Here is a 14029-nt window from a genome sequence, read left to right on the forward strand (position 1 = left end):
TATGCTCTATCTTGGTGCACGGTTGAGCGCCGCGCCCTTATTTGCTCCCCAATCTGGTTCACATGAAACGCTTCATCAAGACTTTCTGATCCGAATTTGCGCAAAACCAGGCCTTTTTCGGCAAATCCCGCTTCTTTTCGGAGCTTTGGTTTGTTTCTTGCATTTCTTGCAGGTAGAGAGTCTCGCATCAGCGGATCCACCGCGCGCCCGGCCATGGCCGCGCCATGCCAGCCAAGCGCCAAAAGAGGTCAACGACGCCTTATGACCATCAGCGATGCACAGCACCGTCTGCTTCTGGACAACCTGACCACCGCCACGCTATTGCTCAATGCCGAGCTGCGCCTGGAGTACATGAACCCGGCCGCGGAAATGCTGCTGGCGGTCAGCGGCCAGCGCAGCCATGGGCAGTTCATCAGCGAACTGTTCACCGAGTCGACCGAGGCACTCAGCTCGCTGCGCCAGGCGGTCGAGCAGGCGCACCCGTTCACCAAGCGCGAAGCGCAGCTCACCTCGCTGACCGGGCAGGCCATCACCGTCGACTACGCGGTAACGCCGATCCTGCATCAGGGTCAGACCCTGCTGCTGCTGGAGGTTCACCCGCGTGACCGGCTGCTGCGCATCACCAAGGAAGAGGCTCAGCTGAGCAAGCAGGAAACCACCAAGATGCTGGTGCGCGGTCTGGCCCACGAAATCAAGAACCCGCTCGGCGGCATCCGCGGCGCAGCCCAGCTGCTGGCCCGCGAGCTGCCTGAGGAAGGTCTGCGCGACTACACCAACGTCATCATCGAGGAAGCCGACCGCCTGCGTAACCTGGTCGACCGCATGCTCGGCTCGAACAAGCTACCGTCGCTGGCCATGACCAACATCCACGAAGTACTGGAGCGGGTCTGCAGCCTGGTAGAGGCTGAAAGCCAGGGTTGCATCACTTTGGTGCGCGATTACGACCCCAGCCTGCCGGATGTGTTGATCGACCGCGAGCAGATGATCCAGGCCGTGCTCAACATCGTGCGCAACGCCATGCAGGCGATCAGTTCGCAGAACGAATTGCGCCTGGGCCGCATCACCCTGCGCAGCCGTGCCCTGCGCCAGTTCACCATCGGCCACGTGCGCCATCGCCTGGTAGCACGGGTGGAGATCATCGACAACGGCCCGGGCATCCCGCCGGAGCTGCAGGACACCCTCTTCTATCCCATGGTCAGCGGCCGCCCGGACGGTACCGGGCTGGGCCTGGCCATTACCCAGAACATCATCAGCCAGCACCAGGGCCTGATCGAGTGTGAAAGCCATGCAGGCCACACCGCCTTCTCGATCTACCTGCCTCTGGAACAAGGAGCCACCGCCTCATGAGCCGAAGTGAAACCGTATGGATCGTCGACGATGATCGTTCCATCCGCTGGGTCCTGGAAAAAGCCCTGCAACAGGAAGGCATGACCACCCAGAGCTTCGACAGCGCCGATGGCGTGATGGGCCGCCTGGCACGCCAGCAACCGGACGTGATCATTTCCGACATCCGCATGCCCGGCACCAGTGGCCTCGACCTGCTGGCGCAGATTCGCGAGCAGCACCCGCGCCTGCCAGTCATCATCATGACTGCCCACTCCGACCTGGACAGCGCCGTGGCGTCGTACCAGGGTGGCGCCTTCGAGTACCTGCCCAAGCCATTCGATGTGGACGAGGCGGTCTCGCTGGTCAAGCGCGCCAACCAGCACGCCCAGGAACAACAAGGGCTGGATGTACCGCAAAACCTGGCGCGCACCCCGGAAATCATTGGTGAAGCACCAGCGATGCAGGAGGTGTTCCGCGCCATCGGCCGCCTCAGCCACTCCAACATCACCGTGCTGATCAACGGCGAGTCCGGTACCGGCAAGGAACTGGTGGCCCACGCCCTGCATCGCCACAGCCCACGTGCGGCGTCGCCCTTCATCGCCCTGAACATGGCCGCCATTCCCAAGGACCTGATGGAGTCCGAGCTATTCGGCCATGAGAAAGGCGCCTTCACCGGTGCGGCCAACCTGCGCCGGGGGCGCTTCGAGCAGGCCGACGGCGGTACCCTGTTCCTCGACGAGATCGGCGACATGCCCGCCGACACCCAGACCCGCCTGCTGCGGGTGCTGGCCGATGGCGAGTTCTATCGCGTGGGTGGCCACGTGCCGGTCAAGGTCGACGTGCGCATCATCGCCGCCACCCACCAGAATCTGGAGTCGCTGGTACAGGCCGGCAAGTTCCGCGAGGACTTGTTCCACCGCCTGAACGTGATTCGCATCCACATTCCACGGCTGGCCGACCGCCGCGAGGATATCCCCGCCCTGGCCCGCCACTTCCTCGCCCGCGCCGCCCAGGAACTGGCGGTCGAGCCGAAGATCCTCAGGCCGGAAACCGAAGAGTTCATCCGCAACCTGCCGTGGCCGGGCAACGTACGGCAGATGGAGAACACCTGCCGCTGGATCACCGTGATGGCCTCCAGCCGCGAAGTGCTGATTGGCGACCTGCCGCCCGAACTGCTGAACCTGCCACAGGACGCCGCGCCGGTAACCAACTGGGAGCAGGCCCTGCGCCAGTGGGCAGACCAGGCGCTGGCACGTGGGCAGACCAGCCTGCTGGACAGTGCGGTGCCGAGCTTCGAACGGATCATGATCGAGACGGCGCTCAAGCACACCGCCGGGCGCCGCCGCGATGCCGCGCTGTTGCTGGGCTGGGGGCGCAATACCCTGACGCGCAAGATCAAGGAACTGGGGATGAATGTGGCGGGTGGGGATGATGAGGAAGGTGATGACCATTAATCCTTGACTGGCTGCACCGACGCATTCGCGGGTAAACCCGCTCCCACAGGTATGGCGCCGACCTTGAGACTGGCGTTGTACTTGTGGGAGCGGGTTTACCCGCGAATGCATTTGTAGAACCAGAACCGATATCGGCTTCATGCACCGTTCCTGTGCCCTATGCACCTCACGAAGGCACAAATCCCCTCAAAAAACGGCCAATTCACCCTGAAATCCCAGTATTCAAGGGCTTTGCAAAACTGGCACGCACCCTGCAATAGCTAATACATCCCAAGTTTCGGGGGCCCTGGTACAGGCAGGCCGGGTGAACCCCTCTTTTATTCGCAACACCGCAAGTTTTGGGGACCTCGGTACAGGCAGGCCGGGATATCCCCTCTTTTATTCGTGCAGCTTCACCTGCACCCGCCAGCGCCCAGCGTCCTCTGCTCCGGCCCACTCGCCGTGCAGGGGGCGCGCGGCCACCACCGTCAGCAACAAGCCTTCCTTGCTCTTCTGCAGCCGCCAGCTCACAGGTTTGCCCTGCAGGCTCAACTGCCCTTGCCGGGCCTGGCCCTGCGCCTGGAACAACAGCGCAACCGTACCTTCCACATTCTCGCCATGCAGCTGAGGCTCTTCGTTGAACCACAGCTCCAGACCATCCTGCACCACCTCCACCTGCTGCAGCTCGCGCTCGTCGGGCGTAGTCAGGCGGCCGATCATCAGCCCCACCATCAAGCCGACGATTGCCAGTGACAGCATCATCCGCGGGAACGCCTTCGATCGCACGTCCGGTTCGGGGGTAGAATGCCCGTCATCTTCACGCTTGGAGCCGTGCATGTTTCACGTCATCCTTTTTCAACCAGAAATTCCGCCGAATACCGGCAACATCATTCGCCTGTGCGCCAACAGCGGCTGCGAGCTGCACCTGATCGAACCCATCAGCTTCGAACTGGATGACAAGCGCCTGCGGCGCGCGGGGCTGGATTACCACGAGTATGCCACGCTCAAGCGCCACGAGAGCCTGGCCGGATGCCTGGAAAGCCTGGGCAACCCACGACTGTTCGCCTTCACCACCAAGGGCTCGCACCCGTTCCACGAAGTGGCCTACCAGGCGGGTGATGCCTTCCTGTTCGGGCCCGAGAGCCGTGGCCTGCCGAGCGAAGTGCTGGACAGCCTGCCGGCCGAACAGCGCCTGCGCCTGCCGATGCGGCCGGGGTGCCGCAGCCTGAACCTGTCCAATACCGTGGCTGTGACGGTGTATGAGGCGTGGCGGCAGAACGGGTTTGCCGGGAGCTGATAGTTAGCCTGTGCTGGCCTCTTCGCAGGTAAACCCGCTCCCACAGGGACCGCACAAGGCTTGAGGCTAGTGCAATATCTGTGGGAGCGGGTTTACCCGCGAAAAGGCCGGCACAGGCAACAAAAAAGCGCCTCGAGAGGCGCTTTCTTGATACCCGCAAACTTACTGAACAGTCGGCGCTTCGCCAGCTTCCTGCATGCGCTGCATTTCTTGCGCGTACAGGGCGTCGAAGTTGACCGGCGACAGCATCAGGGCCGGGAACGAACCGCGGGTCACCAGGCTGTCGAGGGTCTCGCGGGCGTACGGGAACAGAATGTTCGGGCAGAACGCACCCAGGGTGTGGCTCATCGAAGCCGCATCCAGGTTCTTGATCAGGAAGATGCCGGCCTGCTGCACTTCAGCGATGAAGGCCACTTCGTCACCGTTCTTGACGGTAACCGACAGGGTCAGCACCACCTCGTGGAAGTCACCTTCCAGGGCTTTCTGCTTGGTGTTCAGGTCCAGGGCAACGCTCGGCTCCCAGGTCTGGCGGAAGATCTGCGGGCTTTTCGGGGCCTCGAACGACAGGTCGCGCACATAGATGCGCTGCATGGAGAACTGAGGGCTGTTGTCTTCTGCAGCAGCGCCGTTGGTCTGTTGGTCAGTCATGGCAGATCCTTATCCTAATGTTTTTGAATGCAGTGCAAATCAGGCCGCCAGCAGCGCATCGAGCTTGCCGGCGCGCTCCAGGGCATAAAGGTCATCGCATCCACCGACGTGGGTGCTGCCGATCCAGATCTGCGGCACCGATGTACGGCCGGCCTTCTGGCTCATTTCGGCACGAACCTGCGGCTTGCCGTCGACCTTGATTTCCTCGAAGGCTACGCCCTTGCTCTCGAGCAGGTACTTGGCGCGCATGCAGTAGGGGCAGTAGTCGCTGGAATAGACGATGACGGGCTTCATATCACTTCACCAGGGGCAGGTTATCGGCTTTCCAGCTGGAAACGCCACCGCTCAGCTTGGCGGCGTTGTAACCAGCCTTGAGCAGTTCGCGGCAGATGGTGCCGGACTGCTGGCCCATCGAGTCGACGACGATCAGGGTCTTCTCTTTGTGCTTGTCCAGCTCGGCCATGCGGTTGACCAGCTTGTCCTGCGGGATGTTCACCGCACCGACGATGTGACCGGCGGAGTATTCCTTGGTCGGACGGATGTCGATGACCAGGGCTTTCTCGGCATTGACCAGGGCAGTCAGCTGGCCATTGCTCAGGCTCTGGCCGCCGCGGCGGATTTCGTTGACCAGCAGCGCGACCAGCAAAACAACGAAGATCGCCACCAGGATGTAGTGGTTTGTCGCAAATTGAATCAGGTTAGCAACCATCTGGGGTGTTCCACGCGATTGAAAATGCCGGCCAGTATACACAGCCCCTTATTGCCACCAAAGCCCGGCGGGCCGGCGGCGAAACCACCTGCACATTGCTACCACGTGCGCGCCGGTCGGGGGACTGGGACGAATATTCGCCGCCGCTGGCACATTTGCCCTAAAATGCGTGTCTTTATCATCTTTGAACAACCGTGAGTTTGATTGATGACGAGTACGCCCAAACCCCTGGTCCTGATCATCCTGGATGGCTTCGGCCACAGCGAAAGCCCCGAATACAACGCCATCTATGCCGCCAACACACCGGTCTATGACCGCCTGCGCGCCAGCCAGCCGCATGGCCTCATTTCCGGCTCGGGCATGGATGTCGGCCTGCCGGACGGGCAGATGGGCAACTCCGAAGTCGGTCACATGAACCTTGGCGCCGGCCGCGTGGTGTACCAGGACTTCACCCGGGTGACCAAGGCCATCCGCGACGGCGAGTTCTTCGAGAACCCGGTACTGACCGGCGCCGTGGACAAGGCTGCTGCTGCCGGCAAGGCCGTGCACATCCTTGGCCTGCTGTCCGATGGCGGCGTACACAGCCACCAGGACCACCTGGTGGCCATGGCCGAACTGGCCGCGCAGCGCGGCGCAGAAAAGATCTACCTGCACGCCTTCCTCGATGGCCGCGACACACCGCCACGCAGCGCGCAGTCGTCCATCGAACTGCTCGACGCCACCTTCGCCAGGCTGGGCAAGGGCCGCATCGCCAGCCTGATCGGCCGCTACTACGCCATGGACCGCGACAACCGCTGGGACCGCGTCAGCGCCGCCTACAACCTGATCGTCGACAGCGCTGCCGAATACACCGCCGACACCGCCCTGGCCGGCCTGGAAGCAGCCTACGCCCGCGACGAGAGCGACGAGTTCGTCAAGGCCACGCGCATCGGTGACGCAGTCAAGGTCGAAGACGGCGACGCGGTGATCTTCATGAACTTCCGCGCCGACCGTGCCCGCGAACTGTCGCGCGTGTTCGTCGAAACCGACTTCAACGAATTCCCCCGCACCCGCCTGCCAGAACTGGCGGCCTACATCGGCCTGACCCAGTACTCGTCGAAGATCCCGGCCCCTGCCGCCTTCGCCCCGGCCAGCCTGCACAACGTGCTGGGCGAGTACCTGGCGAAGAACGGCAAGACCCAACTGCGCATCGCCGAGACCGAGAAGTACGCCCACGTTACCTTCTTCTTCTCCGGTGGCCGCGAAGAGCCGTTCGAAGGCGAAGAGCGCATCCTGATCCCGTCGCCGAAGGTCGCCACCTACGACCTGCAGCCGGAAATGAGTGCGCCGGAGGTGACCGAGCGCATCGTCGAGGCCATCGAGCAGCAGCGTTATGACGTGATCGTGGTCAACTACGCCAACGGCGACATGGTCGGCCATACCGGCGTGTTCGAAGCTGCGGTGAAGGCCGTCGAGGCCCTGGATGGCTGCGTCGGGCGCATCGTCGAAGCGCTGGACAAGGTCGGCGGCGAAGCGCTGATCACCGCCGACCACGGCAACGTCGAGCAGATGGAAGACGAGTGCACCGGCCAGGCGCACACCGCGCATACCACCGAGCCAGTGCCGTTCATCTATGTGGGCAAGCGCAACGTCAAGGTGCGTGACGGCGGCGTATTGGCTGATGTGGCGCCGACCATGCTGAAGCTGCTGGGGCTGGAAAAGCCGGTGGAAATGACCGGCACCTCGATCCTGGTTGACGCCTGATTCTGTGTTATTGGGGCCGCTTTGCGGCCCCCTTTGCATATGAATTCCAGACAAACGCCCCCCTGCACCCGCAGCGAGGCGTTTTTTTTGCCCGCCCGGGCGGGCATACTAGGCCAGTCTCCATCCCTGGTACGCCAAACCCCATGCTTCGCGCCCTGATCCTCCTAGCCCTGTCTTGCCTGCTCAGCCCGGCTTTTGCCGATGAGCGTGCGCAGACCCAGCAGCAACTGGACGCCACCCGCCAGGACATTGCCGAGCTCAAGAAAACACTGGGCAAGCTCCAGGAAGAAAAGGCCGGTGTGCAAAAGGACCTCAAAGCCACCGAGACCGATATCGGCAACCTCGAAAAGCAAGTGGAGGCGCTGCAGCAAGAACTAAAAAAGACCGAGGGCGAGCTGGAGCGCCTTGATACCGAGAAAAAAAAACTCCAGAGCGCCCGCGTTGAACAACAGCGACTGATCGCCATCCAGGCCCGTTCGGCCTACCAGAACGGCCGCGAGGAATACCTCAAGCTGCTGCTCAACCAGCAGAACCCCGAGAAGTTCGCCCGCACCCTCACCTACTACGACTACCTGAGCAAGGCGCGCCTGGAGCAACTGCGCACCTTCAACGAGACCCTGCGCCAACTGGCCAACGTCGAACAGGACATCGCCACTCAGCAGCAACAGCTGCTGGCCCAGCGCGCCGACCTCGACAGCCGCCGCCAGGCTCTGGAAACCGAGCGCGGCAAGCGCCAACAGGTGCTGGCCAAGCTCAACAGCGACATGAAAGACCGCGACCAGAAGCTGCAGTCGCGCGAGCAGGACCAGGCCGACCTGGCCAAAGTACTCAAGACCATCGAGGAAACCCTCGCCCGCCAGGCCCGGGAGGCCGAAGAGGCGCGCAAGAAGGCCTTGCTGGCCCAGCAGGAAGCGGAAAAACGCCGCCAGCAGGAAGCCCTGGCCGCCGCTGCCGCCCGTGAACAGGCCCGCGAACCGGTGGAACCACCGAAAAAGGCCCGCACCACGCTGGGCCCGCTGGTTTCCAGCGACGGTGCGAGCTACGGCGGCGCATTTTCTGCCGCACGGGGAAAACTTCCCTGGCCAGTCAATGGTCGATTGCTGGCACGCTTCGGTGATGCCCGCGGCAGCGATGCCCGCGCCAAGTGGGACGGGGTGATGATCAGCGCCCACCCGGGCACCCAGGTACGTGCCGTGCACGGCGGGCGCGTGGTGTTCGCCGACTGGTTGCGCGGTGCCGGGCTTCTGGTCATTCTCGACCACGGCAACGGTTACCTGAGCCTGTACGGCCATAACCAGAGCCTGCTCAAGAGCGCCGGTGATATCGTCAAGGCCGGCGAGGCCATTTCCACCGTTGGCGACAGCGGCGGCCAGGACGCTGCCGGCTTGTACTTCGCCATCCGCCAGCAGGGCCGGCCTACCGACCCTTCGCAGTGGTGCCGCGGCTAGTCAAATTTCTCCGGCGTAGCCCACGGGCTGCGCCGATGCTCCCCAGGGAGCGCTTACAGGATCAGGAGTTCGTTCGACATGCTGCACTCGCCTCGTCTCACCCAGCTGGCCCTGTCCATCGCCCTGGCGGTCGGCGCGCCCCTGGCCACTGCCGCAGAGCCAGCCAAACCGGCCGCAGTACCGGCCACCGAGGTGACCGCCAAGGCGCCACTGCCGCTGGAAGAGCTGCGCACCTTCGCCGAGGTCATGGACCGCATCAAGGCGGCCTATGTCGAGCCGGTGGATGACAAGACCCTGCTGGAAAATGCCATCAAGGGCATGCTCAGCAACCTCGACCCGCACTCGGCCTACCTCGGCCCCGAGGACTTCCAGGAGCTGCAGGAAAGCACCAGCGGCGAGTTCGGCGGGCTGGGCATCGAAGTAGGCCAGGAAGACGGCTTCATCAAGGTAGTCTCGCCGATCGATGACACCCCGGCCTCACGTGCTGGCGTGCAGGCCGGCGACCTGATCGTCAAGATCAACGGCGCCCCGACCCGCGGCCAGACCATGACCGAAGCGGTCGACAAGATGCGCGGCAAGGTCGGCGAGAAAATCACCCTGACCCTGGTGCGCGACGGCGGCAACCCCTTCGATGTGACCCTGGCCCGCGCGGTCATCCAGGTCAAGAGCGTGAAGAGCCAGCTGCTGGAGAACGACTACGGCTACATCCGCATCACCCAGTTCCAGGTCAAGACCGGCGACGAAGTAGGCAAGGCCCTGGCCAAGCTGCGCAAGGACAACGGCAAGAAGCTGCGCGGCGTGGTGCTGGACCTGCGCAACAACCCGGGCGGCGTGCTGCAGTCGGCGGTGGAAGTGGCCGACCACTTCCTGACCAAGGGCCTGATCGTCTACACCAAGGGCCGTATCGCCAACTCCGAACTGCGCTTCTCGGCCGACCCGGCCGACGCCAGCAACGGCGTGCCGCTGGTAGTGCTGATCAACGGCGGCAGCGCCTCGGCCTCGGAGATTGTCGCCGGCGCCCTGCAAGACCAGAAACGTGCTGTGCTGATGGGCACCGACAGCTTCGGCAAAGGCTCGGTGCAGACCGTGCTGCCACTGGCCAACGACCGTGCGCTGAAGCTGACCACCGCGCTGTACTTCACCCCCAATGGCCGCTCGATCCAGGCCCAGGGCATTGTCCCCGACATCGAAGTGCGCCCGGCCAAGCTCACCGCCGAAGCCGACACCGACAATTTCAAGGAAGCCGACCTGCAAGGCCACCTGGGCAACGGCAACGGCGGCGCCGACCGCCCGACCGGCAGCGGCAAGCGCAAGGAGCGCCCGCAGGATGACGACTTCCAGCTGAGCCAGGCCCTGAGCCTGCTCAAGGGCCTGAACATCACCAAGGGCGACTGATCCACTCCATGCGTTATCTGCTGTGTCTGCTGTTCTGCCTGATGGCCGGGGTCGCGCAAGCGGCACCGGCCGGCAAGGCCTACATGAGTATCATCATCGACGACCTGGGCCAGAGCAGCGAGCGCGACAGCCGTACCCTGGCCCTGCCCGGCCCGGTGACCATGGCGATCATGCCCGACACCCCGCATGCCACCGACTTTGCCCGCCAGGCGCATAAAGCCGGCAAGACGGTGATCCTGCACATGCCCATGGACCCGGCCACCGGGCCCTACGCCTGGCACCCCGGCATACCGACCGAAGAGCTGGCCAAACGCCTGGAGGCGGCCCTGGCCAAGGTCCCTTACGCCGCCGGCATCAACAACCACATGGGCAGCCGCATGACCGCCCAACGTGAGCCGATGGCCTGGTTGATGGGCGAGTTGCAGCAACGTCACCTGTTCTTCGTCGACAGCCGTACCAGCGCCGCCACCGTGGCCGCAGCCGAGGCCCAGCGCATCGGCCTGGCCCACGTTTCGCGTGATGTGTTCCTTGATGATGTGCGCACTACCGAGGCAATCACCGGGCAGTTGCAGCAAGGCATCGCCCTGGCGCGCAAACAGGGGTCGGCGGTGCTGATCGGGCATCCTTATCCACAGACTCTGGAAGTGCTGGAACGGGAGTTGCCACGGCTCAGGAGCCAAGGCATCGAGCTGATCCGGCTCACGCAGATGATCGCCGTGCGCAGCAATCAGGCGATGCCGGGGCATGGCAAGAATGGCCGCTACTCCAATCGCTGAGAAACCGTGGCTGCTTTGCCGCCCTTCGCGCCGAACTGCCGCGAAGGGCGGCAAAGCGGCCCCAATAAAAAACCCCGCTCAGGTGAGCGGGGTTTTCTTTTGCCTCAACAGCACTCAGCTATACACACGCCCCAGCAACTGGCGGTGGCTTTCGAACTGGTCCAGCACGTCACGCACGATCTGCTCTGGTGCAAAGCCCATCAGGTCGTACTCCTGGCTGCCATCGTGCAGGTACACCTCGGCACGATAGAAGCGCTGGCGCACTTCCGGCTCACCCTCCACCGGCGCCTCGCTCGGCGCGGCCAGGTAGCCGTCCAGGCTCACTTCGTAGACGAACGGGTTGCCCTCGTCCATCATCACCCGCAGTCCCATCATGCTGCGCGACTGGCCAACCCGGGTTTCCACCTCGAAACCCAGGGTCTGCAGCTGCGCGGCGGCTTCTTTCAGCGCCGGGCTGACCTGCTTGTCCATGAAGCGCTGGACCACGGCCTGGGTCGGCTGCAGTTCCAGCTGGGTCAGGCGCTCGCTGAAGCCACGACGGCCACGGGCAGCCAGTTCGGCACGCTCGCCTTCCACTGCCACGTCCTGCTTCATGGCCTTGTACAGGCCGAACATGAACAGCACCAGCACCACCGAGAACGGCAGGCCCGCCAGCACCACCATGGTCTGCATGGCTTCGAAGTTACCGGCGAACAGCAGGCCGATGGTGACCAGGGTGATGACCACCGACCAGAACACCACCATCCAGTGCGGGGCGTCTTCGTCGACCTTGCCGCCTTTGCACGACAGGTTGGCCATCATCACAGCGCCGGAGTCGGCCGGGGTGAGGAACAGCACGAAGCCGACGAACACCGCTACACCGATCACGATCTTGGCCGCCGGGAAGTATTCCAGCAGCTGGTAGATCGACATCGACGGCTGTTCCAGGGCGGTCTTGCCCAACTCCACGGCGCCCTGGTTGATCACCAGGTCCAGCGCGGTGTTGCCAAAGATCGACAGCCAGGCCAGGGTGAAGCCCAGCGGAATCAGCAGCACGCCACTAACCAGCTGGCGCACGGTGCGGCCCTTGGAGATACGGGCAATGAACATGCCGACGAATGGGCCCCAGGAGATCCACCAGGCCCAGTAGAACACCGTCCACAGGCCCAGCCAGCGCTCGGATTTGCCGGCTTCGCCCTCATACACGTAGAGGTCGAAGGTTTTCAGCACGATGCCGTTGAGGTAGTCCCCGATGTTCTGCACGAAGCCGTTGAGCAGGTGCAGGGTTTCGCCGCCCAACAGGACGAAGATCAACAGCCCGCTGAACAGCACGATGTTCAGGTTGGACAAGCGGCGAATGCCGTTTTCCACACCCGAGACCGCCGCCACGGTGGCAACGCCGGCCATGACCAGGATCACCATCAGCAGGTTGGTCTTGCTGTGGTCCATACCGAACAGGTATTCCAGGCCGGAGGCCACCTGCATGGCGCCGATGCCCAGGTTGGTCACCAGGCCCAGCAGGGTGACGAACATGCCGAAGATGTCCACGGCATTGCCGGCAGCGCCCTTGACCCAACGCTCACCAACCAGCGGGTACAGCGCCGAACGCAGGGCCAGCGGCTGGTTGTGGCGGTAGGCGAAGTAACCCACGGCCAGGCCGACCAGAGCATAGATCGCCCAGCCGTGCAGGCCCCAGTGCAGGAAGGTCAGCTGCAGGCCCTGGCGCGCGGCGTCGAGGCTGGCAGAGGTGCCTTCTGGTGGGTTGAAATAGTGGTCCAGCGGCTCGGAAGCGCCGAAATACAGCAGCGAAATGCCGATACCGGAGGAAAACAGCATGCCGGCCCAGGCGCCATAGCTGAAATCGGGCTGGTCATCCTTGCCGCCAAGCTTGAGCTTGCCGTAGTCGGAGAAGGCCAGGTAGATGACGAACAGCAGGTAACCGCCGATTGCCAGCATGTAGTACCAGCCGAAGGTGCGCGTCAGCCACTTCTGGGCCACGCCCAGCACTTGGCCGGCGGTTTCGGGTACAGCGATAAGCAAGGCAGTCAGAACGAGGATCATCAGCGCGGAGGTGAAGAACACCACGCGGTTGACCCGTACCCTCTCGGCCGGAGGGTTGGTAAGTGAGGCAGAACTCATTGCACGAATGCTCCGGGCAGTGCGGCTGTGGAGGCTAATCAGTCTTTCCCGAGCAATTGGTGGAATATCCCCACTGCATCAGGTGTTATAAAAGCACCCTGGAAACCGTGATCCCGAATCGATACGTTGCAAAAATCAGACAGGTGGCCTGCTGCAAATGCCACGCCTCAGCTGAGGTGCGCGCATTCGTCACAGATCACCCCGCCCGCTCCAAGGGCCCGCCGCAGGGTCCATGACCGCACGGCAGAATCTGCATTTCGCATCGCTCATGCCCGTCAACGCCTTGTATTCCGGGGGTTACGCGATTTCCTGGGGTGTCAATCCGTGCTTTCTCGACCGCCTGAAAAACTGTCAATGGCACAAATTGTCGCAGAGCTTATTCTTTATTGATTGAACGTTCAATCAAAACAAAATAGACTGGTCTTCGCCGAGTCAGCCGCCCGTCGTCTGCTCGCAGGCCTGAGGAGATAGCTAGATGCCCAAGGTCGGTATGCAACCCATCCGCCGCCAGCAGTTGATCGAAGCCACGTTGCAGGCGGTCGATCAGGTCGGACTGGGGGACGCCAGCATTGCGCTGATTGCCCGTTTGGCCGGCGTGTCGAACGGCATCATCAGTCACTACTTTCGGGACAAGAACGGCCTGATCGCAGCGACGATGGGTTACATCATGAACATGCTCAACGAAGGTGTCAGAGCACGTCGCCTGGCCCTGACGGACGACAGCCCGCGCGCCCACCTGAAAGTGATCATCGAGGGCAACTTCGATGCCAGCCAGGTGAACGGCCCGGCGATGAAAACCTGGTTGGCCTTCTGGGCTTCCAGCATGCACCAGCCCGATTTGCACAGGTTGCAGCGGATCAACGACCACCGCCTGTATTCCAACCTGTGCTGCCAGTTCCGCCGCGCCCTGCCGCTCTACCATGCGCGCAAGGCAGCCCGAGGCCTGGCGGCTCTGATCGACGGCTTGTGGCTGCGTGGCGCCCTGTCGGGTGATGCATTCGACACCGACCAGGCAATACGGATTGCTTACGAATACATGGATCTACAACTGGCTAAACAGCACACCCTGGGTACAAACGACCAGGCCGCTGAACAACCGCGCACGGCCCTTGCCAACCCGGCAGGAGCGTGACGCG

At 63.1% G+C, this 14029-nt stretch carries 13 protein-coding genes; 8 read left to right on the top strand and 5 right to left on the bottom strand.

All coding sequences use genetic code 11. From position 1 onward, the window contains the following. Window positions 1-261: 261 nt before the first annotated feature. Complete coding sequence (glnL, locus tag FQ664_RS24050) at window positions 262-1347, top strand: nitrogen regulation protein NR(II) (RefSeq protein WP_085663480.1); 1086 nt, start codon at window positions 262-264, stop codon at window positions 1345-1347. After that, a complete protein-coding gene (gene ntrC / locus FQ664_RS24055; RefSeq protein ID WP_144175402.1) occupies window positions 1344-2780 on the top strand; it encodes a nitrogen regulation protein NR(I) in 1437 nt (478 codons plus the stop codon). The genes glnL and ntrC overlap by 4 nt, the downstream gene beginning before the upstream one ends. A gap of 378 nt (window positions 2781-3158) precedes the next feature. Here the strand turns inward: ntrC and FQ664_RS24060 are convergent, their stop codons facing one another. Continuing rightward, a complete protein-coding gene (locus FQ664_RS24060; RefSeq protein WP_144175404.1) occupies window positions 3159-3596 on the bottom strand; it encodes a hypothetical protein in 438 nt (145 codons plus the stop codon). Here FQ664_RS24060 and trmL point away from each other — a divergent pair. Next, a complete protein-coding gene (gene trmL / locus FQ664_RS24065; protein ID WP_144175406.1) occupies window positions 3595-4056 on the top strand; it encodes a tRNA (uridine(34)/cytosine(34)/5-carboxymethylaminomethyluridine(34)-2'-O)-methyltransferase TrmL in 462 nt (153 codons plus the stop codon). The two genes, FQ664_RS24060 and trmL, sit on opposite strands and share 2 nt — an antisense overlap. A gap of 162 nt (window positions 4057-4218) precedes the next feature. Here the strand turns inward: trmL and secB are convergent, their stop codons facing one another. The 3 genes from secB to FQ664_RS24085 are packed head-to-tail and all read right to left on the bottom strand — an operon-like array spanning window position 4219 to window position 5413. Next, window positions 4219-4704, bottom strand: coding sequence for a protein-export chaperone SecB (gene secB, locus FQ664_RS24075; protein WP_013974581.1), 486 nt, complete (start codon window positions 4702-4704; stop codon window positions 4219-4221). Window positions 4705-4743: 39 nt separating this feature from the next. Beyond that, complete coding sequence (grxC, locus tag FQ664_RS24080) at window positions 4744-4998, bottom strand: glutaredoxin 3 (RefSeq protein ID WP_003249204.1); 255 nt, start codon at window positions 4996-4998, stop codon at window positions 4744-4746. Between the two features lies 1 nt (window position 4999). Beyond that, window positions 5000-5413 (bottom strand): rhodanese-like domain-containing protein, encoded by a 414-nt coding sequence (locus tag FQ664_RS24085; protein ID WP_144175408.1) that lies wholly within the window; start codon window positions 5411-5413, stop codon window positions 5000-5002. A gap of 207 nt (window positions 5414-5620) precedes the next feature. Between FQ664_RS24085 and gpmI the strand changes: the two genes are divergently transcribed. From gpmI to FQ664_RS24105, 4 genes are all read left to right on the top strand, one after another. After that, the gene (gpmI, locus tag FQ664_RS24090) at window positions 5621-7156 is read left to right on the top strand and encodes a 2,3-bisphosphoglycerate-independent phosphoglycerate mutase (RefSeq protein WP_144175410.1); all 1536 of its coding nucleotides are present in this window, start codon (window positions 5621-5623) and stop codon (window positions 7154-7156) included. A gap of 143 nt (window positions 7157-7299) precedes the next feature. Continuing rightward, complete coding sequence (locus tag FQ664_RS24095; protein WP_144175412.1) at window positions 7300-8604, top strand: murein hydrolase activator EnvC family protein; 1305 nt, start codon at window positions 7300-7302, stop codon at window positions 8602-8604. Between the two features lie 78 nt (window positions 8605-8682). Next, window positions 8683-9999 carry a S41 family peptidase gene (locus FQ664_RS24100; RefSeq protein WP_144175414.1) on the top strand — a complete coding sequence of 439 codons (1317 nt, stop codon included), beginning with the start codon at window positions 8683-8685 and terminating at the stop codon, window positions 9997-9999. A gap of 8 nt (window positions 10000-10007) precedes the next feature. Then, window positions 10008-10775 carry a divergent polysaccharide deacetylase family protein gene (locus FQ664_RS24105; RefSeq protein WP_144175416.1) on the top strand — a complete coding sequence of 256 codons (768 nt, stop codon included), beginning with the start codon at window positions 10008-10010 and terminating at the stop codon, window positions 10773-10775. 114 nt (window positions 10776-10889) lie between these two features. Here the strand turns inward: FQ664_RS24105 and FQ664_RS24110 are convergent, their stop codons facing one another. Beyond that, entirely contained in the window at window positions 10890-12836 is a 1947-nt protein-coding gene (locus tag FQ664_RS24110; RefSeq protein ID WP_256676089.1) for a BCCT family transporter, read from the bottom strand. A gap of 532 nt (window positions 12837-13368) precedes the next feature. Between FQ664_RS24110 and betI the strand changes: the two genes are divergently transcribed. After that, window positions 13369-14025 (top strand): transcriptional regulator BetI, encoded by a 657-nt coding sequence (gene betI / locus FQ664_RS24115; RefSeq protein ID WP_119371698.1) that lies wholly within the window; start codon window positions 13369-13371, stop codon window positions 14023-14025. Window positions 14026-14029: the final 4 nt, after the last annotated feature.

This window comes from Pseudomonas persica, assembly GCF_900291015.1.
Lineage (GTDB): Bacteria > Pseudomonadota > Gammaproteobacteria > Pseudomonadales > Pseudomonadaceae > Aquipseudomonas.